Origin of the sequence: Pseudopedobacter saltans DSM 12145 (assembly GCF_000190735.1) — a bacterium.
Taxonomy (GTDB): Bacteria; Bacteroidota; Bacteroidia; order Sphingobacteriales; family Sphingobacteriaceae; genus Pseudopedobacter; species Pseudopedobacter saltans.
On sequence record NC_015177.1, the window covers coordinates 510,162 to 532,698 of the forward strand.

General features: G+C 35.1%; 21 protein-coding genes. 11 read left to right on the forward strand and 10 right to left on the reverse strand.

The features are described 5' to 3' along the window. Positions 1-52: 52 nt before the first annotated feature. On the reverse strand, positions 53-1,141 hold the full coding sequence (locus tag PEDSA_RS02125; RefSeq protein ID WP_013631504.1) for an acyl-CoA dehydrogenase family protein: 1,089 nt from the start codon (positions 1,139-1,141) through the stop codon (positions 53-55). Between the two features lie 50 nt (positions 1,142-1,191). After that, positions 1,192-1,809, reverse strand: a complete 618-nt coding sequence (gene pnuC, locus PEDSA_RS02130; protein WP_013631505.1) for a nicotinamide riboside transporter PnuC — start codon at positions 1,807-1,809, stop codon at positions 1,192-1,194. Positions 1,810-2,035: 226 nt separating this feature from the next. Between pnuC and PEDSA_RS02135 the strand changes: the two genes are divergently transcribed. Continuing rightward, entirely contained in the window at positions 2,036-2,902 is an 867-nt protein-coding gene (locus PEDSA_RS02135; protein ID WP_013631506.1) for a TIGR02757 family protein, read from the forward strand. 124 nt (positions 2,903-3,026) lie between these two features. Here the strand turns inward: PEDSA_RS02135 and PEDSA_RS02140 are convergent, their stop codons facing one another. Beyond that, entirely contained in the window at positions 3,027-3,482 is a 456-nt protein-coding gene (locus PEDSA_RS02140; protein ID WP_013631507.1) for a DUF1801 domain-containing protein, read from the reverse strand. 85 nt (positions 3,483-3,567) lie between these two features. On the opposite strand from PEDSA_RS02140, the gene PEDSA_RS02145 reads away from it, so the two are divergent. Beyond that, positions 3,568-4,881, forward strand: coding sequence for an MFS transporter (locus PEDSA_RS02145; protein WP_013631508.1), 1,314 nt, complete (start codon positions 3,568-3,570; stop codon positions 4,879-4,881). A 96-nt stretch (positions 4,882-4,977) separates the two neighbouring features. Further along, positions 4,978-5,715 (forward strand): (Fe-S)-binding protein, encoded by a 738-nt coding sequence (locus PEDSA_RS02150; RefSeq protein WP_013631509.1) that lies wholly within the window; start codon positions 4,978-4,980, stop codon positions 5,713-5,715. Positions 5,716-5,822: 107 nt separating this feature from the next. On the opposite strand, the gene PEDSA_RS02155 is transcribed toward PEDSA_RS02150, so the two are convergent. The 3 genes from PEDSA_RS02155 to PEDSA_RS02165 form a co-directional block, all read right to left on the reverse strand. Beyond that, positions 5,823-8,465, reverse strand: a complete 2,643-nt coding sequence (locus PEDSA_RS02155; protein WP_013631510.1) for a CHAT domain-containing protein — start codon at positions 8,463-8,465, stop codon at positions 5,823-5,825. A gap of 157 nt (positions 8,466-8,622) precedes the next feature. Then, positions 8,623-10,641, reverse strand: coding sequence for a PKD domain-containing protein (locus PEDSA_RS02160; protein WP_013631511.1), 2,019 nt, complete (start codon positions 10,639-10,641; stop codon positions 8,623-8,625). A 72-nt stretch (positions 10,642-10,713) separates the two neighbouring features. Then, a complete protein-coding gene (locus PEDSA_RS02165; RefSeq protein ID WP_013631512.1) occupies positions 10,714-11,673 on the reverse strand; it encodes a hypothetical protein in 960 nt (319 codons plus the stop codon). Between the two features lie 307 nt (positions 11,674-11,980). Here PEDSA_RS02165 and PEDSA_RS02170 point away from each other — a divergent pair, with 307 nt between their 5' ends. The 7 genes from PEDSA_RS02170 to PEDSA_RS02200 all read left to right on the forward strand — a co-directional run bounded on the left by PEDSA_RS02170 (position 11,981) and on the right by PEDSA_RS02200 (position 17,442). Beyond that, positions 11,981-12,559, forward strand: coding sequence for an RNA polymerase sigma factor (locus tag PEDSA_RS02170; protein WP_013631513.1), 579 nt, complete (start codon positions 11,981-11,983; stop codon positions 12,557-12,559). Continuing rightward, positions 12,546-13,283, forward strand: a complete 738-nt coding sequence (locus PEDSA_RS02175) for a tetratricopeptide repeat protein (protein ID WP_013631514.1) — start codon at positions 12,546-12,548, stop codon at positions 13,281-13,283. The genes PEDSA_RS02170 and PEDSA_RS02175 overlap by 14 nt, the downstream gene beginning before the upstream one ends. 210 nt (positions 13,284-13,493) lie before the next feature. Next, entirely contained in the window at positions 13,494-15,422 is a 1,929-nt protein-coding gene (thrS, locus tag PEDSA_RS02180; RefSeq protein ID WP_013631515.1) for a threonine--tRNA ligase, read from the forward strand. Between the two features lie 31 nt (positions 15,423-15,453). Then, a complete protein-coding gene (gene infC, locus PEDSA_RS02185; RefSeq protein WP_013631516.1) occupies positions 15,454-15,999 on the forward strand; it encodes a translation initiation factor IF-3 in 546 nt (181 codons plus the stop codon). Between the two features lie 27 nt (positions 16,000-16,026). Next, positions 16,027-16,227: a 50S ribosomal protein L35 gene (gene rpmI, locus PEDSA_RS02190; RefSeq protein ID WP_013631517.1), complete on the forward strand. Its 201-nt coding sequence runs from the start codon at positions 16,027-16,029 to the stop codon at positions 16,225-16,227. A gap of 71 nt (positions 16,228-16,298) precedes the next feature. After that, the gene (gene rplT, locus PEDSA_RS02195) at positions 16,299-16,643 is read left to right on the forward strand and encodes a 50S ribosomal protein L20 (RefSeq protein ID WP_013631518.1); all 345 of its coding nucleotides are present in this window, start codon (positions 16,299-16,301) and stop codon (positions 16,641-16,643) included. Between the two features lie 163 nt (positions 16,644-16,806). After that, complete coding sequence (locus PEDSA_RS02200) at positions 16,807-17,442, forward strand: peroxiredoxin (RefSeq protein WP_013631519.1); 636 nt, start codon at positions 16,807-16,809, stop codon at positions 17,440-17,442. A 53-nt stretch (positions 17,443-17,495) separates the two neighbouring features. Here the strand turns inward: PEDSA_RS02200 and PEDSA_RS02205 are convergent, their stop codons facing one another. Further along, a complete protein-coding gene (locus PEDSA_RS02205) occupies positions 17,496-18,557 on the reverse strand; it encodes an AI-2E family transporter (RefSeq protein WP_013631520.1) in 1,062 nt (353 codons plus the stop codon). A gap of 112 nt (positions 18,558-18,669) precedes the next feature. On the opposite strand from PEDSA_RS02205, the gene PEDSA_RS20210 reads away from it, so the two are divergent. After that, a complete protein-coding gene (locus PEDSA_RS20210) occupies positions 18,670-18,828 on the forward strand; it encodes a hypothetical protein (protein WP_013631521.1) in 159 nt (52 codons plus the stop codon). 231 nt (positions 18,829-19,059) lie between these two features. On the opposite strand, the gene PEDSA_RS02210 is transcribed toward PEDSA_RS20210, so the two are convergent. From PEDSA_RS02210 to lpdA, 3 genes are all read right to left on the reverse strand, one after another. Next, complete coding sequence (locus PEDSA_RS02210) at positions 19,060-19,920, reverse strand: sigma-70 family RNA polymerase sigma factor (RefSeq protein WP_013631522.1); 861 nt, start codon at positions 19,918-19,920, stop codon at positions 19,060-19,062. A gap of 192 nt (positions 19,921-20,112) precedes the next feature. Beyond that, complete coding sequence (locus PEDSA_RS02215; RefSeq protein ID WP_013631523.1) at positions 20,113-20,958, reverse strand: MBL fold metallo-hydrolase; 846 nt, start codon at positions 20,956-20,958, stop codon at positions 20,113-20,115. Positions 20,959-21,025: 67 nt separating this feature from the next. After that, a complete protein-coding gene (gene lpdA / locus PEDSA_RS02220; protein WP_013631524.1) occupies positions 21,026-22,414 on the reverse strand; it encodes a dihydrolipoyl dehydrogenase in 1,389 nt (462 codons plus the stop codon). Positions 22,415-22,537 lie beyond the last annotated feature (123 nt).

Genomic DNA, 22,537 nt, shown 5'->3' on the forward strand with positions numbered 1-22,537 from the left:
AAAAACAGTTAAGGATATTCTTATAATAGCTTATTGTTTTTATTTCAAGAACCTAAAAATCAAAAGTCAATAATGAATGTTGACTAGCAGTATGAAGATCTCTCCAAACTCTGTTTAATTCGCTTGCTTTTTTAGCGGCTTCCAAACCACAGTAAGGATATAGGGAATCAACCATTTTTCGGGCTGTATGCGCAAGCGTACGGCTCTTTTTGCTTACAGAGCTTAAGGTATTCGCAGTGCATTTTCCTTTTTCAGAGAATTCTTTCCAGGATAAATCAACTTTTGCAAAAAATTGATTGCGAACATTTTGAAAATTTTCTTTTAATTCTGCAAACTCCTTTTCAAAATATACGACCTGCTCACCAGAATATCGCTTTATACCCGTTCTTGTATAAAAGTAATCATCAACCAGTTCTACAAAATGAAGTGCCATGCCCGAGTAATTAACCGCAAGCGTTGTTTCTGCCATTTGAAGAAACGGGTAATTTAGTAAAGGGATATCAATTTGCAGTTCGCCATTTATTTCAAATAGTCTGTTATTCGGAATCAAGACATTGTCTACTTTGAAAGCATGACTTCCCGTGGCTATTAATCCGAAATAAGCCCACTCGCTTAGAATTTCAACTTCATTCCTTTTTAAAATGAACGATTTTATCAGCTCCTTTCCGTTATCGTCTAATATTGCGGTTCCGGAACTATCTACAATTAAGCAATTAGCTGTTAAAATAGTTGCATGTAGCGCACCGCTGGCGTATTTCCATGTACCATTAATCATATACCCATCAGCAGTCTTGTACGCAGTTCCGCCTACCGCTCCACTACCAGCGAAACATGCTTTTGGATCTTTGAATATTTCCTTTGCCAAATGTTTATCCAAAAAACCTGCAAACCATGCTGCTCCACTACACAGGGTTACTGTCCATGCCAGACTTCCATCAGCTTTAGCCAGATTTTCTTCCAGCCTTAAAATTTCAGGAAGTGGTTTTTCCAATCCTCCATATTCTTTCGGAACATACAGATTGAACCAATTATTGTTGTAAACTAAGTCCAGCATTCCAGGGTGAAGTTGGCCTAATTGTTCAGCTTCCGCTGCATATTTTCTGATGGTTTCTGTCCAGCTGGGACTGAAAGAGTGTGACATTTTCTATATTCTTTGTTTTATTCCATTTTCATTGGAAATATGTTGGCGATTTATTTTTTTATCATATTCAATTCCTCTTTATAAATCTTTTTCCAGTCTAAATAGCCAAAAATAGCAACGACAAACAGAAATAATGTTAACATAGCCATCATGGGAAGATGTTTGTGAATAAGCAAAGGGATAGCTATGATATTTGATATATTGAGGAAAATCCAATTTTCTATTTTTCTTTTTGCCAAAAGCCACATTCCTGCCCATGCTGTAGAAGCTACAATGGCGTCTTCCCACGGAACGTCGGATGTTGTGTATTTAACCAGAAAAAAGTGAAGTATAAAAAATCCGAAAACCGAGATGCATATTGCTGTAATCATTTCCTTTTTTGTAGTCCAGCTAATTTTTACGTCGGGTCTTGATTTTTTATGTATCCAGAAATACCATCCGTAAATACTCATGATCAGATAATAAGCATTTAGCAAAGTTTCTGCATAAAGCTTGGCGTGGAATAGCAGATATGATGATAATAAAATAGAAATAATCCCGGTAGGGTATAACAAGATATTGTTTTTTCTTGCTAAAAGCACTTCTGATACTCCAAAGAGTACCGCTAACCACTCTAATAATCCAGTCTCTTTAATTTGAGATAAGAAAAGAACCAACCAATCTTGCATATCCGCCAATGTAACCCTTTAGTTAAAATATATGTCAATAAGGGAAGATTGTGTCCATTTTTTATCACTACGCCAGCATTACCTGGATCAGTTGTTTGAAAAAAGCGCTTTGGGACGTTTTTCTCAATGGGTATAATCTCAGCCGAAAACCAGCACCCCTTTTTGTACAAAGATAGTCTTTTTAGCTGGATTTTAGTATCGGAGGAATACTTACCTTTGTTTAGAAATGAAAAAAAGTTTTAATAGTGAAGCGGAGCTGAAAGAGTTTCTGGATAAAAAAGTGCTTCAATATAATCAACCTGGATTTATAGAAAATGATCCAATTTGTATACCTCATCTTTTTACTAAAAAACAGGATATAGAAATCATGGGTTTTTGGTCTTCTATTCTTGCCTGGGGACAGCGTGTCACCATTATTAAAAAATCAAAGGAATTGATAGGCCTGATGGATGGAGCACCATATGATTTTATTCTTAACCATCAGGAATCTGATTTAAAGCGTTTGGAGAATTTTAAACATCGCACTTTCAATTACACCGATACCTTATATTTTATTCAGTTTTTTAAGCAGCATTACCAACAGTTCAACAGTCTGGAAGATGCTTTTCTTCCTTTTAAGCCATCGGAAATGCGAGATGAATATCTTTCGGAGCAGATCTCCGATATGAAAGCGGAAACCAATGTCTGCTATAATAGTTTACTGAATTTACCACATGTGGAAAATAATTTGAACTATTTCAGATCTTATTTTTTTTCGTTGGAAGACTTTCCGCAAAGGACAGTAAAGCATATTTCGTCTCCTATGAAAAATGCAACCTGTAAACGTATCAATATGTTTTTACGCTGGATGGTTAGAAAAGACAAATGTGGGGTGGATTTTGGAATTTGGGACAGGATTAAACCATCTCAGCTGATTTGTCCTTGTGACGTTCATGTAGACAGGGTAGCAAGAAAGTTAGGTATGATAGACCGTAAGCAAACAGACTGGAAAACCGCGGTCGAGCTGACTGAAAATTTAAGGAAGTTTGATGCAGTTGATCCGGTTAAATATGATTTTGCTTTATTTGGTTTAGGGGTCGAGGAGAAGTTTTAGTTCGTTTTATGTTTTTGATGATTCATATTATTATAATGATTGATATTCATAAACAGGATGTTCTGGAAGGAGTGAATGTTAGTTGCCAATAGCTCCTATCTTAAAGCTTTTTATATAATAGCTCTTATTTCTTTACGCTACTTTCATATAGTTTTATCCATTGCTGAACTTTTATTTTCTTAACCAATTTGCCTATTAATAAAAATGGGATCTGCTCTGTTTTTTTGAATCTAATACAGCTTTTTCCTATATCAGGTTTTGCCTGACTATGTTTAGCATATTCTTGTTTGAACCAGTTTAGCAAATTTTCATCGGCATATAAAGCCATGTGATAAATGGCAATATGGCTCTTTTGTGAAGCTATATTTATAAAAGGTAGAGGTAGTTGTGAATTTATGTGATAACCATCAGGATAAATCCTGTGAGGTACAACGTAGCCAATCATGCCATAACTTATAGTTTCTTCAAAACCTGTAGGCAAATTTTCTAAAATTGTTTTCCTTAATTTTTGAAGGATTTCCTTTCTTTCTATAGGAAACTGCTCAATATATTCGTTAATTGTTTTTATCTCTTTTTCCACAAATACATAATTACTTGAGAAAGATAAGTGGAAAAAACATTTTTGCAGAGTATAATTGTAAGTTTAGCTACTTTTACGATACATTATGATAGAAAAAGACAATAAAAAAGTAGTGAAGTCATGGGCTATGTTCGACTGGGCAAACTCATCCTATAATTTGGTTATCACTTCAACTATTTTTCCTGCTTATTATACAGCTATAACTACTACAGAGCAATTTGGTGATAAGGTTAAATTCTTTGGTTTTGATTTTGTAAATACTGCGTTATCTAACTATGTATTGGCTGCGGCTTATCTGGTTATTGCCATGATATCACCTTTACTGACTTCGATGGCGGATTTTCATGGAAATAAAAAGATATTTCTAAAGCTGTTTACATGGTTGGGAGGTTTGGCTTGTGCCGGACTCTATTTTTTTACTTTAGAAACATTGGAAGTTAGTCTGATATTTTTTGCCCTGGCGGCTTTGGGTTATTGCGGAGGTATAGTGTTTATCAATTCTTATCTGCCGGAAATAGCCTCGAAGGAAAATCAGGATGCTGTAAGTGCCAAAGGTTTTGCCTATGGTTATGTGGGAAGCGTGATTTTACAGGTTATCTGTTTTATTTTCGTACTTAAACCAGAGCTTTTTGGAATAACTGATGCCGGTTTTCCTGCCAGGTTATCATTTTTGCTGGTTGGTATCTGGTGGATAGGTTTTGCTCAAATATCTATCAGGGTATTACCGAAAGGCAGTCCGAATTTTAAAGCAGCCGAAAAAGTTAAGCTATTGAATGGTTTTGACAACCTGAAAAAGGTCTGGCATGAAGTGTCTAAAATGACTGTTCTTAAGAAATACCTGGCTTCTTATTTCTTTTCGGCAATGGGAGTACAAACAATTATGCTGGTTGCGGCGAGTTTCGGCGAAAAAATATTACAACTGGGAACGTCTAAATTAATAGCAACTATTCTTATTATACAGCTGGTAGCGATAGGCGGAGCCATATTAATGTCGAAATTATCACATAGATATGGTAATATCAAAGTTTTAATTGCTGTTGTAAGTATCTGGATTGTAGTTTGCATCAGCGCATATTTTATTACAACGGAATACCAGTTTTATGTTCTGGCCGCAGTTGTTGGTACAATAATGGGGGGAATACAATCTTTATCAAGATCTACTTTTTCTAAATTGATACCTGAACAAACATCAGACAATGCATCATTTTTTAGTTTTTATGATGTAACGGAAAAACTGGCAATTGTGGCAGGTCTGTTTAGCTTCGGTTTGATAGAGGAAATGACAGGTAATATGCGTTATTCAGCATTGTTTTTAGGGATATTTTTTGTGATTGCAATAAGTATTTTGTTTTCTCTTGTAATAAAAGAAAAGAAATCCCTTAAAAATTATCAAATTTGAAAGCTATTGAATATAACGGATTAACACAAAGAGCTAGTACTTCGTATGTTTTGTGAGTTTAATGAAGTAGTCTTGGTTAGTATATAAAATTAATACATGAATGTAGAATTGTTTATCCCTTGCTTTGTCGATCAGCTTTATGTAGAAACAGCAAGAAATACGGTTAAGGTTTTAGAAAAGGCAGGTTGTAATGTGATTTATAATCCGGATCAGACTTGTTGCGGACAGCCTGCTTATAACGCTGGCTATTGGGATGATGCGAAAAAAGTAGGAAGCAAATTCTTAAATGATTTTTCTGGACAGAATTATATTGTATCTCCTTCCGCTTCCTGTACAGGAATGGTAAGAAATGCATATAACGATCTGTTTTTTAACACCGCTATACATAACAAATGCAGAAGTATACAAAGTAATATTTATGAGCTTTCTGAGTTTTTGATAAACGTTTTACATAAAGACTATTTTGGAGCAGAGCTAGAAGGTGTTGCTGTTTATCACGATTCTTGCAGCGGCCTTAGGGAATGTAAAATAAAATCCGAACCAAGAAAGCTGCTGGAAAAAGTTCACGGATTGGAATTGGTAGAGATGAAGGATCAGGAAGTTTGTTGTGGATTCGGAGGGACATTTGCTGTAAAGTTTGAAGGAATTTCTGCAGCCATGGCGGAGCAAAAAGTAAATAATGCAATGGCTACCGGTGCAGAATATATTATTTCTACAGATGTTTCTTGCTTAATGCAAATACAGGGCTATATTGATGCTCATAATCTTCCGTTAAAAACTATGCACCTGGCAGACGTTTTAACATCCGGATGGATTGAAGAGCCAATATTTTAGTTCGTTAATATGTCGGAAGTCGAATGTCTGGAGACCGAAGTCTAGATTACTGGATAGGAGTTGGATGGGAAATTTATTAATTATGATAAGTGGCATTGACTTTCGCTTTAAGCTTTCGGCTTTCTAGATAAATAAACAATAATAATTAAAGCTAAAATTGTGGCTATAATAGCGGCAACAATAATATAGAAAGTTTTGTTAAAAGCTTTATTAAAAGTAATCTGCATATCCGATCCGGTATAAACAGTGTTATCCCAATAATAGGGTAGAGCCATAATATCACTGGTTTTATGACTATGTATCCAATTTAACTTAGCCATTCTTAAAGCATCAACAGGGCTAGTGCTCTTCAGAAGATTTTTGTAAAATAAAACTAAGATTTTGGCTCCAGCTTCATCATTAACCCTCCATAAAGAAGATATTACAGCTTTTGTTCCTGCAGCAAGAAAACCCCTGGCTAAGCTTTCAATTCCCTCTCCGCTGATAAACTCCCCATTTCCGGTTTGGCAGGCATTTAGAACAACAAGGTTCGGAAATGAACGATTTGGTTCAATCTCGAATAAGTAAAACTTTTCATTAAACAGTTCCAGAACAGGTTCGGCGGTAGAATCACTTAAATGGGCATGGCTGCTTATGTGTAAAATATTACTGGTTTCAATTTTATCTTTCAGAATATCCGAATTTACTCTTTCATTACTATAAAAACGTCCATCGATCATGTTTTTCAAAGCGTTATACTCATAATTTACAGAAGGAATAACCGTTGGATTATCACTCGTTTTGCTTAAAAAGAAGCCCGAAAACAAAAGATTATCGTATCCTTTGTCAGTTTTATTCAGATTGTATAAGGAATATTGGTATCTGATTTTTTTATTGGAAATCAGGTAGGGCCACTCCTTAATTTTTTTTGTATATCGATTGCTGCTAATAAGTCCATCAAAAGCCAGGTAATTATAAATACCGTCCTTAATTATCAGTAAATCGTTATAACCGGTAAGTTTTAATGGAGAGAAAATAGATTGATATATTTTATAAGATTCGTTGAAAAATGATTTTGGCTTGTTAATCATGGCGTTTGGCCCATTGTAGAAATAGGTGTTGATGAAGTTTCCGACTTCTTTTTCCTGAGAACCAGAATCATTAATTTTCGCAATGCTGGCTATGCCCATCGAGGAAGCTGTAATGATATATGTATTTTGGTTACCAACAAAAAATACCAATGCCAGTACTTTTTTAGGGATTTGTGAGGTTAACTCATCTGCACTGATATTTAGGACATAGTTTTGAAGATTGTTGGATTTTCGCAGGGAAGATAGCTGAAAATGTAGATTGTCTAATTTTTTATCAAACCTCGAGGTATTTTCGATTCTTTTCTGCTTCTCGTAATAATTGATAGTTTGTTCCAGCTTTAATATATCTGTATAGGCTTTGTTTTTAGAAGCAAAACGTTCCTGATTAAACTTAAGCTCGTCGAATAAGAGTCTGGCCTTGGTTTTTTCAGATGTTTCTAAAATAAGCTTGGCAAATTTTTCATTTTTGCTTCCCAACCACAGCGAGTAAGCGGTTTCTATTATTTTTTCGGCGTTGAGTTTGGCTTCTTCCTGTTGCTTTTTCTTTGATGAGAGGTAGGTGTATCCTGATCTCAATAATTCGGAGACCTGGTTAGCTAATAGGTACGCAGTAAGCGCTTCTTCTTTTCGGTTGGTAGCAGCAAGAATATCGCCTTTAAGGACCAAAGCAAGTTGCAGTTTTATTTCCGGATAAAGATTTTTTGTATTTGGGAAACCCTGAGTTTCATTAAACTGATTGTCTAAGATCGCAAGTCCTTCATCTATCGATTTTAAGGCTGATTTATAGTTCTTCTTTTGGAAATATAATCTGCTTTTTAAAATATACAAGGAAGAATATTCACGTTTTCGATCTGTAGAAATTAAATTAAAAGCTTCCTGAATATGTTTTTCAGCGCTGGCATAATTTCCATTTTTAAGTTCAATGTTAGCAATGATATCATGGGCACTTATTTGCCAATAAGTCGTACTTTTCTTTTGCTTAAGATATTTAAGAGCTTTGTCTGCAGAAATTAGTGCGTTCTTATATTCCTGCTGTTCATACAGGATTTTCGCTTTGGTAGAATACAAAAGTCCATAGATGTTATTCTCTTCTTTTGACAGTTGTAAACCTAATTCTGCTTGTTTCTGTGCTTCTTTCAAATTGCCTTTACTAAGATATGTTATGGCAAGATTATTATGTATGGAAGCGGCTAAAGTGTCATTTTTTTCAGCAGTTGCAATATCTAAGCTTTGGTTCTGGATAAAAATAGCTCTTTCAAAATCACCTATTCGGGTATAATTATTTCCTAAGGGTTTTAGGATATATTCTTCAATATCGATAGGGATTTTCTCGGTTTGATAGAAACTATAAGCTGATTCGTATTTATTGATAGAGTTATTGATGTCTCCATGATATAATTGGTAATATCCCTGATTAATTAGCAGAAATAACCAGGCTTCCTTTTCTTCATCTGTTTTAGGTTTGCGCCATGCACCTTTCTCTGTTTCATCGAGGTAAAGAATGCTTTGGCCTATATTGTTAATGGCTTCTTCTATGCCTAAATCTATCCATCCGGTAAGCTTATCTTCTTTTTTAAAACTTTTTAGGCTGTCTCTAAAGTCATCAATATTTCCATAAACTGATTGCGTAAACAGAGATAAAATAAAAAAGAGATAAATAAGAGCCTGTTTAAAATTCATCTATTAATTTTTTATGCCGCTTAGGCAGGTTCTTGGCTATGCCCCGAAAATCGGAAAAATGTTTTTTAGGTATATGCTGTTATATCTTAAAAATATACCTGCCTCGCACAAATAGCTCATAAAAAATTAACTGAGCGCTAGCGAAGTTGAGCTATTCTTATAGTTTAAAACTAAGATAAGCAAATATGCGATTGTCTTTATTACTAACACCCTGTAAATATCTGATTCCGAGAGCAGGTCCTTTCCTTACTAAACCCAATTGGAGGTCTGCAAATATACTGGCATTAACAATCGCGAAGCTTTTATTGTTTTTGCTTAATAAAATGTCATCATGTATCTTTTGAGGTTCTTTTGACCCGGTGGCGGCATCTCTGCTATAATCCAAAAGATTTGTTCTTTGAACCAGTTTTGTGCTTTCTGAGATTGTAAGAGAAGTAAAAGCACCTATACCCAAGCCTATATAATTGTTCAGGTTGTATCTTAAATGTGCGGGAACCAGGTCCAGATTGAATTTTTTTGTCTGGCTATAAATTTCCCGACCAGTAATTATCTGAAAGGTTTGGTTGCCGTACATCGACGTATCTTTGCTTAATGTGTAAACGTTTATCAAATCATTAGTGGTCTCATAAGTGTTTAAAAATAGTTCGGCCTGCAGATATTTTCTATAAGGAGAATATGGTGAAATACTGAAACCAAGGGTATAACTTTTATCGCCAATTCCTTTTACAGAAGTAGCTGATGTTAGACTCCCATAACCGACCATAATCCCTGGAGAAATTCCTGGTTTGAATTTTCCTTTGGCTTTATTGGTATAAATAGGTTCGTTTTTGTCGAAAACTATTCCCGCAGAGCTTGCAAATGGAAGCTTTTTAGGCTTTTCTTTAAACTTAATTTGATATTCTATATATCCTTTGGTTGAATCTTTATCATTTACACCATCCTGTTGCACACCGGGGAGGTAAATGTTACGAAAAACAAAGTGAATACTATCTTTTTTTATGATAGTATCCAGGCAGCTTTGTCCTGTATAAGCAGCATTACATAATATAAGTTTAGGATTGGAATCTTTTATTTTCACCGATTGAACATCTAAACCTTCCGGAATGCTTACGCCGACATCAACTTTCTTAGCTGGTCCTTTTCCTGTATTTTGAAAGCGGACTTTATAAGTCAATGTTTTGTCTTTGCCTAAGAATCTGTAATTCATAGAACGGTTTTTCAATATCATTTTATTGGGGTCATGGGAGGCCACAATCTGAAGTTCCAATTTGTAGATGTCTATTTCAGCCAGTGGATCATCAGGAATGAAAACGGCAGAAAGATTAACGACAGCATTAGTATCTTTAATCATTTCAGGTGTGGTTTGTAGGCTTAAAAATAGAAATCGCTCTTCGTTTGCCTGCAGGTTATTGTACTTCCAGGCTTCCGAATTTCTAAAAGCGGCCTTTTGTTCATGAATAATTCTGGAAGAATTTGTGTTTGCAATGGAGGATAATGGACTTGGACCACTTCTGGCGTAAAAATCTACATTTGTTGATTTTAGAGAACCTAATGTGATTAATCGGCCAAGATCTGTTTTTTCTTCTCCGTGATGAGTCCTGATATCTGTTATTTTAAAGTTGTCTTTTTCGAATTGAGTATCATTATAAAAAAAAGCAATTGTACCGCTTTTAGTTAAAGGATTAATTAAATCTGAATTCTTATAACCCAAAATAACTACCATTTCTTCCTGAGGCTTGGGCATCCTGTTGCTTTGCAGAGCAATTTGATGTTTGTCTTTAAAAAAGTTAGTGGAAGCCAACATTGATTTAACTGCTGGTTTCGAGGTTTTTAACTTTCCCGGTCGCATGGGTGGAGGATTCCCATCATCATAATTGTTGGTTGCATACAATCGGGGAGCATATATTCCACTATCCGCGTATACGTGGGTAGGATTTTGTAAAAATGAAAAATTTCCGTCTCCAAATTCCCAGAAATAACTGTAGAAGGGAGCCGGAGCACCTGCTATTGGTCTTAAAGGCCTAAGCTCCGAATTGAAAGATACTTGACCATCGTTTATGTGATAAATAATTTTAGCCGGAACTGTATCATTAGCAATTGGAGATTGTGCTGAAACGTCTTTGAAACCAAAAAAAGCTGTAATGATGAATAACAGCAGAAGTACAGGTTTTCTCATGGGTTTATTTTAGTAGATCCTAAAATAGAAAAAAAACAGAGGTCAAAGAAATTCCCCGACCTCTGTTTTGGGTTAATAGTTGTTTAAATTGTCAATTGCCGATTGTATCGCGGCTTCCGTTGTTTCCGTAAGTGTTAATGTAAGGTCTAGATTTGCTGTTATTGTAGTTTCCTGTTCTGCGTAATAAAATTTACCGTTTTTAATGGAGAAGGATATGAATTTTCCAAGTGCTCCGATTGGCATAGAATCATTATAACTTTTTACTGCACTAGGTCCATCTGGAGTATAAAGCTGAGCTGCAACATTTTCGCCTTTGGCACAGAAATAAACAAACGTTTCGCCGTTTGCTGCCATAAAGCTAGCCATAGAACCCGGATTATTTGCTACTGTTACCTTTACCGTCGTTTTTGGGCTGGTATTTGAATAGAACACATCACAATTTATCCATCCCAGTTTACCGAAATCAAAGATAAAGCTGTCTGAAGCACTGGCTTTAACGAAAAAGTCGTTGGCGTTTCCATTTGCTCTGGGAATTCCGTTCCATGCAAATTGTCCGTTGTCATCGATTATTCCTTCCCAAATTTGTGTATAGCTATCTCCATTTGCCGCCATAGTAATGGTTACAGGTTCTTTTAGATTCCGGTCTACACTTTGCCCGTTTGTCTTGGCATCTATAAAAATAAAACCTTGGGAAATTAATGGCGCTCCGCTGCTATGATTCGTATTCGTTCCACTCATTAATACATCTTTACGGTTTAATATTTCATATGCTTCGATAATCACATCGCCAGATATAGGTTCTCCATTTTTTGTAAAACAATTTTTTCTGAATTTAATAGTTGTTCCTCCAGCGAGTTTTACTTCGTTATCTATAGTGGTGTTGATCTTTATTCTCTGGACCTTAGGACCTTTTTGCTGAATAAATTCTTTACTATCTGAAATAGATTGGAATTTTTCGTTGTCATTTTTTTTGCAGGAAGCTACTGCTAACGCAAAAAGTAATAGTGCAGTTGTTATTTTTAAATTTTTCATGATTTTGTGTTTTTAATTTGATTAATAGTTTATCACAGTATCTGTATCAGCAGGAACAGACCCAGAAACATTGCAATGTTTATCAGCCATTTCATTAATAATTCTTGAGTTGTGTTCATAGCTTTTTCAGATTTGTTTCATAGGGATATCAAATAGGTCTGAACATTGTTACCCCTGTTTCTGAAAATATTTTAATTTTTTTCAGTGGCCTTAGATAGAAGTTTCTTTATTTTAGGGATTTATAGCGATTTTAATATTGTACTATTGAATATTTATCTTTGATATTATACTTTATAAACCGTTTATCTTGAGAAAGCAACACGAAGATCAATATTATCTGGAAGGCTTATTGTCAAATGATAGTTCCGTCATACAGAAAATCTATTCCCGTTTTTCGTCTAAAGTCAAGCGCTTAATTGTTAGCAACAGTGGAACGGAAGATGATGCAGGGGATATTTTTCAGGAGTCACTTATAGATATTTATAATCAGGCGAAATATAAAGGCTTACAACTAACTTGTCCGTTCGAGCCTTTCTTTCTGATGGTATGTAAGCGTAAGTGGTTGAATCAGTTGAAGAAGAAATCAAATCTACAGGTAACAAATAATGAAGATGATTTATTATCAATTGGTGAGGATGTTTTTCTTCAGGCAGATAAACTATTAGAGGAAGAGGAACAAAGTAAACTGTATGTGAAGATGTTTGAACGATTATCTGAAAAATGTCGCGAAATCATAAACTTAACACTAATAGACGAACATCAGGAGAGAATAGCAGAAAAATTGAATGTTACTTATGGTTATTTGCGAAAAAAGAAATCGGAATGTGTAGGATCGTTAATGCAAATGATAAAATCTGAAATAAGGAAAAGAGATGAACAGGTTTAATGTAGAAGATATTATCCGTTTTATCAATCGGGAAATGGACGAAACGGAACGAACTGATTTTGAAGCTGAACTTGAACAAGATAGTCAGTTAAAGGCAGATTATGAGCTTTATATTAAGATAAATGGCGCTTTAAAAGCTCATAAACATAGAAATGATATAGATGATCTGGCATTTAAAGAAAATCTGCGAAGGTTAAAATGGGACTATTTTAGCAATCAGGAAGAAACACCGGTTAGAAAACTTCGGATAAATAAATTCTATTACGTTGCCGCTGCAATTCTTATGGCGCTATTTATCTGGGCGCCATGGAATCAGAATAGCTATAATGAGTTTTTTGATGCAAAAATGGTTTCTGTTGAAGAAAGGGGAAGTGGTGATAATATCAGTTTGCTAAAAGATGCAACCGAAGCTTTTAATAAACATCGCTTTGAAGAGGCAAAAGGAAAGCTGAAAACATTATTAGCTACTGATCCAGATAATGATATGCTGAAGTTTTATTATGGTGTTTCTCTAAGTCAAACTAATAATTTTGAGCAATCAAAAGAATATCTAGAACAGGTTTATCAGGGAGAATCAATATTTAAAGATGAGGCCGCTTATTATCTGGCCTTGGCTTACCTGGGAAAGAAGGATAAAAAGAACGCTGAAGAATGGCTCAAAAAAATAGATCGGGAATCTGGTGTTTATAGAAAGTCTAGGTTGCTATTGAAAGAAATACAGTAGTTGAATAAAAATCTGATAGCTAATAACATAGGAAAATCCATCTCCTTAGTGTATTTACTCTTCATGTTGTTTTTCTTTTCTGAAATCGGATAATCCATAATATTAGATTGATTTAACAGCAAATTACATTAAAACTATTACTTTTGCACCTCACACTTACTTGTATAAGTGTATTGAAATATTTTTTATAAACATTAAATCATGTTGTAAATGATTAAAATTACACTTCCCGATGGTTCCGTAAGGGAATATGAAAAGGGAACAACAGCACATCAAATAGCGCTTTCCATTTCGGAAGGTTTAGCAAGGAACGTATTAGCAGCAGAAGTAAACGGAGAAGTTTGGGATTCTTCCAGACCGATAGAGCATGATGCTACCGTTAAATTATTGACATGGAATGATGATGAAGGAAAGTCTACTTTCTGGCACTCATCAGCCCACTTATTAGCGGAAGCTTTGGAAGCACTTTATCCGGGTACGAAATTTGGTATCGGTCCGGCAATCGAAACGGGATTTTATTATGATGTAGATTTCGGTGACAGAGACTTTTCTTCAGACGATTTGAGAAAAATCGAGGATAAGATGCTGGAATTGGCAAAAACAAAGGAAACTTTCGAAAGAAAAGCCGTTTCTAAGTCTGATGCTTTAGCCTATTTTACTGAAAAGGGCGATGAGTATAAATTAGATTTGATTAAGGATCTTGAAGATGGAAAAATTACTTTCTATAGCCAGGGGAACTTTACCGATTTATGCCGCGGACCACATATACCGCATACAGGATTTATCAAAGCGCTGAAGTTGACTAATGTAGCCGGAGCTTATTGGAGAGGAGATGAATCAAGAAAGCAGTTAACCCGTATTTATGGGGTTTCTTTTCCTAAGCAAAGCGAGCTTACAGAATATATACAACGTATAGAAGAAGCCAAAAAACGTGATCACAGAAAGTTAGGAAAGGAGTTGGAATTATTCACTTTCTCAGAAAAAGTTGGTTTAGGTTTGCCGTTGTGGTTACCTAAAGGAACAGCTTTAAGAGAGCGTTTAGTAAGCTTTTTACAAAAAGCTCAACAAAAAGCGGGTTACGATCAGGTTATAACTCCGCATATCGGTCATAAGAATTTATATATTACTTCCGGACACTACGATAAATACGGAGCGGATTCTTTTCAACCAATAAAAACTCCACAAGAGGGAGAAGAATTCTTCCTGAAACCAATGAATTGTCCGCATCATTGCGAAATTTATAAATCAAAACCAAGATCATATAAAGATCTTCCGGTAAGATTGGCAGAATTTGGTACAGTTTATCGTTATGAGCAAAGTGGTGAACTTCATGGATTGACTCGCGTAAGAGGGTTTACTCAGGATGATGCTCACTTATTTTGTCGTCCGGACCAGGTTAAAGAAGAGTTTAAAAAAGTAATCGATTTAGTATTGTATGTTTTCAAAGCTTTAGGTTTTGATGAGTATATAGCTCAGGTTTCGCTAAGAGATCCTGAAAATAAATCGAAATATATTGGATCTGATGAAAACTGGATATTAGCTGAAAATGCGATCATTGAGGCTGCTGCGGAAAAAGGCTTGCCTACTGTTGTAGAAACCGGTGAAGCGGCATTCTATGGGCCAAAATTGGATTTCATGGTTAAAGATGCCCTTGGACGTAAATGGCAATTGGGAACCATTCAGGTAGATTACAACCTGCCAGAGCGTTTCGAGTTGGAATATACAGGAAGTGACAATCAAAAACACAGGCCGGTAATGATTCACAGAGCACCTTTTGGATCTCTGGAAAGATTTGTTGCCGTGTTGATAGAGCATTGTGCTGGTAACTTCCCGTTATGGCTTACACCAGAGCAATTTATAGTTCTTCCGATTTCAGAAAAATTTGAGGAATATGGTAAAAAAGTTTTAGATTCATTAAATAATTCCGATATTCGCGGCTTGATTGACCTACGTGACGAAAAGATAGGAAGGAAGATTCGTGACGCAGAGGTTAAGAAGCTTCCGTACATGTTAATTATAGGCGAAAAAGAAATGCAGGATGGCATGGTTTCTGTTCGTAAGCATGGCGAAGGTGATAAAGGAAGTATGACAATAGAAGAATTTAAAAGTCTTCTGTTAGACGAAATAAAAATTAAATAACAAAAACTGGAGGAATCTTATAAAAACGAATTTGAATCCGAACAATAACAAAAGAAGAACTACAGAGCCAGCTCATAATATCAATAGAAGAATTAGAGCTAAGGAAGTAAGGGTAGTAGGAGAAGATATAGAGCAAGGTGTTTATCCTATAGAACAAGCACTAGCTATGGCAGAAGAACAAGAGTTAGATCTTGTGGAAATCTCTCCTAATGCTAATCCGCCTGTGTGTAGAATTATTGATTATAACAAGTTTATCTACGAGCAAAAGAAAAAGCTTAAAGAGATTAAAGCTAATGCTAAGCAGACTGTTATAAAAGAAATCCGTTTCGGTCCTAATACCAGTGATCACGATTACCAGTTTAAATTAAAACATGCTATAAGCTTCCTGGAGGCAGGAGAGAAGGTAAGAGCTTATGTGCATTTTAAAGGAAGAGCTATTGTTTATAAAGAAAAAGGAGAGATCCTGTTATTGAAATTTGCTCAGGCTTTAGAAGATTATGGTAAAGTAGAACTATTACCTAAGTTAGAGGGTAAAAGAATGTTCTTAACAGTAGCACCTAAAACGACTAAAAAATAAATTCAGGTTAAATTAAAAAGCATAGTTATGCCAAAAATGAAAACCAATTCCAGTGCTAAAAAGCGTTTCTCGCTTACTGGAACAGGTAAAGTGAAAAGAAAAAGTGCTTATAAAAGCCACATTCTTACTAAGAAAACTACAAAACAAAAACGTAACTTAACTCACACTGCTTATGTACATGAGTCTGATATGGGTAACGTTAAGTTTATGCTTTGTATAGGAAAGTAATCTATTAATTAACCAGGTACTCGGTTTACAAGAATCTTTTACAGATCACCGCTTACTAAAAATTCAAAATTATGCCACGTTCGGTTAACGCAGTAGCGTCAAGAAGAAGAAGAAAAAAAATCCTTAACCTAGCAAAAGGTTACTGGGGATCAAGAAGCAAAGTTTATACTATTGCTAAAAATACTGTTGAAAAAGGTTTACAATATGCCTATAGAGACAGGAAAGTTAAGAAAAGAGAATTCAGAGCATTATGGATTCAACGTATCAATGCTGGTGCTCGTCAATACGGAGTCTCTTATTCTCAATTAATGGGAAAATTAGCTGCTAAAAACATTGGTTTAAATAGAAAAGTATTGGCTGATTTAGCAATGAATCATCCAGAAGCTTTTAAAGCTATTGTTGATACAGTAAAATAAGATACTAGATACGAAAGTTCGTTTTAGGAAAAAGTCTGATAATTTATCAGACTTTTTTTGTTTTTATAATGTCATGTTCCCAAGTTTTATTAACAAAATTTTGATTTTGAATTTTTGTCGACTAAATTAGTAGAGATTGTAAAACCATTTAATATATAATATTATGAGTTTAAAATTAGGAGACATAGCGCCAAATTTCAAAGCACAGACTTCGAAAGGCGAAATTGATTTTTATGATTATATAGGAGACAGCTGGGCTGTACTTTTTTCTCATCCTGCAGACTATACTCCGGTATGTACAACAGAGCTAGGGAGAACGGCAGCATTACAGGAAGAATTTGAAAAAAGAAATGTAAAGGTTCTTGCACTAAGTGTTGATGATGTCGACTCGCATCAAGGGTGGATTAAAGATATCAACGAAACGCAGAATGTTGATGTTCAATTTCCAATTATAGCAGATCCTGAACGCAAAATTTCAGAGCTTTATGATTTTATTCATCCTAATGCAAATGCCACTCTTACAGTAAGATCTTTACTGGTAATTGGGCCAGATAAAACGATTAAGCTAATTATAACTTATCCTGCTTCTACGGGAAGAAATTTCCAGGAAATATTAAGAGTTATAGATTCCTTACAATTAACAGCTAATTATAGCGTAGCTACTCCTGCCGATTGGAAAGAAGGAGAAGATGTTGTTGTTTCTAATTCTATTAAGACTGAAGATATTCCGTCAAAATTTCCAAAAGGATTCAGAGAGGTAAAACCTTATTTGAGATTAACTCCCCAGCCGAATAAATAATCAGCATTTTAAGAATACTAACTAGGCTGCCTTTTGCGAGACAGCCTTCTTTTTTACATGACATTTTCTTTCGGTCTTTCATCGCCAAGTAACACCCCCCATTGCTTTAAGATTTTTGTTCTATCAAAAATTATTTTTAAAACAGCTATAAGCGGCAGGGCCAGAAACATTCCGGCTATTCCGGCTACTGTTCCACCTACAATTACTCCAAATATAGCTGCAAAAGCATTTATCTTAACTTTTGATCCAACTATCCTGGGCATTAAGATGTTGTTATCTAAAAATTGTACTACAGAAATTATAATTAATACAGTTATTACCGCCGATAATTCCTCAGTAGCGGATAAAGTAAGTAAAACACCAATTATGTTTCCGAAAAGTGCTCCTATGTACGGAATGAGATTCAAGATAGCGAAAATAATGGCTATAAGTAACCCATGCTTTATTCCAAAAATAGTCATAAGGCCACCAAGTAATACGGTCATATAACTTATTTGTATAACTAAACCTAAAAGGTAGTTTTTAATAATGGTCTCTGATTCCTTTAAGCTATCTTTAACCATCTCGTGATCGCTCTCGGAAAACCACATAAAGATGAACTTTAAGAACAAGTTCTTGTAAAATAACATGAGGTATATGTAAATAGGTAAAAGGCCAAAGAAAACAATAAAACCGGAAAACGAGCCCATGGCACCTCCTAATATTTGTCCAAGAGAATTTAAGATATTGTTGCTTTGCTCGTTAATAAATTTTGTTTGTTCTTTACTGGAAAAACCAAATTTATTATCTATCCAATGGCTTAGATTGTTCAGATGATTATTGACGTTTGTTTTAATCTGGTCAAACTCATTAATCAGTTTAGTCACCTGAGCAGAAAAAAACCAAATGATAACTCCTAAAAAGATAGCTAATAGTAAAATTGAAATTACTATAGACAGAATTTCGGGAATTTTTTTTGATCTTAAAAATCGGTGAACCGGAAGAAGCATAATGCTGATGAAGAAGGCGAGTAGTATAGGCATTATAATACTTGCTCCAACATAAAATATTAGGATTACTAATACTATTCCTAATAGTTCGAGAGATCTGATAACTGTGATAGGGAGTTCTTTCATAATATTATTCGATACCTTAAATACATTTAAAGATATTTTTTTGTTTGAAAACCAGCGGATATTGTTGTAATTCCTTCTTTTATTTATACCTTAAAGCGTTAATAGGACTGAAATGAGAGACTTTTCCGAGGGGAATGCTACTCAAATAAAATGTGCCGTTGGTAAAACTGCAAAAGATATACCATTGATATATGGTATATTATTAATAGAGCCAACCTTAAAAATGACTTATTATGAATATTACACTTTATCTACCATGCCTCAGTTATAGTTATCAAGATGGATTTCATTGAGAATTGCACTCATATACTGTTATCTCTGGCTCTTATAGTCATTTTTAAGGGTGTATTCACGAAGCTTTCTTTACAGATGTAATTTGTGTTCATAATGCCTATATTGTTTGTAATAAGGTAATAATGGTTAATATAGGTGCTTTGGGAGGCAACAAACAAAAAATCCCAAGATTCTTTCTTGGGATTTTTTGTTTTATTCTCAGGATTTTTTATCCTAAATAAGATTTTAAGATCTTACTTCTGGAAGTATGTCGTAATCTTTGTAAGGCTTTGTCCTTAATCTGACGTACACGCTCTCTGGTTAAATTAAATTTTTCTCCGATTTCTTCTAAAGATAGAGGGTGATTGGAACCTAAACCGAAGAATAATACGATAATTTCTCTTTCTCTTTCTGTCAATGTAGACAATGAGCGTTTAATTTCTTCTGATAAAGATTCGTCAATTAACATACTGTCTGTGTTTGGATTATCATTTTCCAAAACATCCAATAATGTATTTTCCTCGCCCTGAACAAATGGAGCATCCATAGATACATGACGACCTGAATTACTTAAAGTGTCAGAAATTTTATCAACTGTAGTTTCTAAAATGTCTGCTAACTCTTCAGGAGACGGTTCTCTTTCATATTCCTGCTCTAGTTTAGAGAACGCTTTGCTGATCTTACTTAATGAACCTACTTGGTTTAATGGCAAACGTACGATACGAGATTGCTCTGCTATGGCTTGTAAGATAGATTGGCGTATCCACCAAACGGCATAAGAAATGAATTTGAAACCTTTAGTTTCATCAAATCTTTTTGCGGCTTTGATGAGGCCGAGATTACCTTCGTTGATTAAATCACCTAAGGTTAATCCTTGATTTTGGTATTGTTTTGCTACGGAAACAACGAAACGTAAATTTGTTTTTGTTAAGCGCTCTAGGGCTGCCTGATCGCCTTCTCTGATTTTTTGTGCGAGGATAACTTCCTCTTCTGCTGTAATTAGATCAACTTTACCAATTTCGTGAAGGTACTTATCCAATGATTGTGATTCACGGTTGGTGATTGATTGCGTAATCTTGAGTTGTCTCATCTATTTATAAAATATACACTATTCGTATAAAGTGTGCAAATCTAAGCAAACTTTGAGATATATAACGTTTATTTTTGGAAAATGTTAGGGATTTTTTTAATTAATTGCACAAACTACATTTGCCTGACATAGCAATCCTTTGAGATGATGTCTTATCTAAAGATACAATAATTTATTTAGGTTCAAAAAAGATTAAGTGAAAACAGAATTGAGAGAAAAAGTCTTATCTGATCTTATTCCTTTGTCAGTATTTTTAAGTGTGCAACATTCATTCATTGGATCGTGTTCGAGGTAAAGGATATAATTATTATCCAATGCCTCTTTTAAAAAAATCGCTTTTTCGTCTAGCGTTTTAAGAGGAAACATATCATAAGACATGATATAGGGAAGAGGAATGTGCCCGACGGAAGGCAGTAAGTCTGCCATATATAAAATAGTTTTTCCATTATAGTTTATTTGTGGGAGCATCATGGCATCGGTGTGTCCATAAACAAATCGGATTTTAATATTTTCGGAGAAAGAAATTCCATCTTTAACTTCTATAAACTTCAATTGCCCACTCTCTTTTATCGGTAAGATATTCTCCTTTAAAAAGGATGCTTTCTCTCTGGCATTTGGATGGATGGCCCAATTCCAATGTTCTTCATTTGACCAATAAGTTGCATTCTTAAAAGTTAGTTCCAATTTGTCGCCTTTTTTAGAGACTGCTCCACCTACATGGTCAAAATGCAGATGTGTAAGTATTACATCAGTGATATCATCTTCATGAAATCCTGCTTGATGTATAGAAGACAATAAATTGTCACTCCCATGCAAATAGTAGTGGCTAAAAAACTTATCGTCCTGTTTGTTCCCTAAGCCTGTATCTATTAATATAAGACGATTATTTTCTTCTACGAGGAGGCATCTGGTTGCCCAGGAGCACATATTGTTCTCATCGGCAGGATTTGTTCTGCTCCAAATAGATTTTGGAACCACGCCAAACATAGCACCACCATCGAGCTTGAAAAATCCCGCTTCTATTGTGTGTAGCTTCATAAGTGTAAATATAAAAAAAAGCTTAACCGATTATCTCGATTAAGCTTCTACATCTAAAAAAATAATTCTACAAGTGAATTACTTCACCATAAGCATCTGCGGCAGCTTCCATAATTGCTTCGCTCATGGTAGGGTGAGGGTGTACCGATTTAACGATTTCCATACCGGTAGTTTCCAGTTTTCTGGCTACAACAACCTCTGCTATCATTTCTGTAACGTTCGCACCAATCATGTGAGCACCAAGGAACTCGCCATATTTAGCATCAAAAATTACTTTTACAAAACCATCTTTTGCTCCGGAAGCACTTGCCTTACCAGATGCAGAGAATGGGAATTTACCTACTTTAATATCGTAACCTGCTGCTTTTGCTGTTTTTTCTGTATAACCAACAGATGCAATTTCTGGAGAACAGTATGTACATCCAGGGATATTGTTATAATTTAAAGGTTCTGGATGATGACCTGCAATTTTCTCTACACAGATAATTCCTTCTGCAGAAGCCACGTGAGCTAAAGCTTGTCCCGGAACGATATCTCCGATTGCATATACACCAGCAACATTTGTTTTGTAAAACTCGTCCACAATGACTTTACCTTTGTCGGTTTTTACGCCAACTTCCTCAAGACCGATGTTTTCGATATTAGCAACAACGCCAACGGCTGATAAAACAACTTCTGCTTCTAAAACTTTGTTTCCAGATTCTGTTTTAACATTTACTTTGCAAAGATCTCCTTTAGTGTCTACCGATTCTACAGAAGACTTTGTCATTACCTCTATGCCTGTTTTTTTGAAAGATCTTACTAATTGCTTAGATACATCCTCGTCTTCTACAGGAACAATGTTGTCCATAAACTCAACAACAGTAACTTTGGTGCCCATTGTTGCATAGAAATAAGCAAACTCCACTCCAATGGCACCAGAACCTACAACAACCATAGATTTAGGAAGTTGTGGAAGAACCATTGCTTCTCTGTATCCTATAATCTTTTTGCCGTCTTGTTTCAGATTTGGTAATTCTCTGGAACGACCTCCTGTAGCAAGAATCGTATGTTTTGCTGTATATTCTTTTGTGGAACCATCAGCAGCTTTTACTTCGATTTTACCACCTTTTTTAATTTTACCATATCCGTTAATAACGTCGATTTTATTTTTCTTCATTAAGAACTGGATACCTTTACTCATACCATCGGCAACGCCGCGGCTTCTTTTTACTATTGCATCAAAATCAGCTTCAGCACCAGCGACCTGTATACCATATTCAGAAGCGTGATTTATATATTCGAATACTTGTGCACTTTTTAATAAAGCTTTTGTAGGTATACATCCCCAGTTTAGACAAATTCCACCAAGAGATTCTTTTTCTACAACCGCAGTTTTGAGACCTAATTGAGATGCTCTGATAGCGGCAACATATCCTCCTGGTCCACTACCTATGACAATAACATCGTAATTCATAATGACTTTGTTTTGGGGCCGAATTTAGCAATTTTTTATTGAAACAATTGGCTAAAAAAATCGGCTGAAGGTGCAAATGTAAAATTTTTGTCGCATACGCTGATTGGCTGGCGCTTAACAATT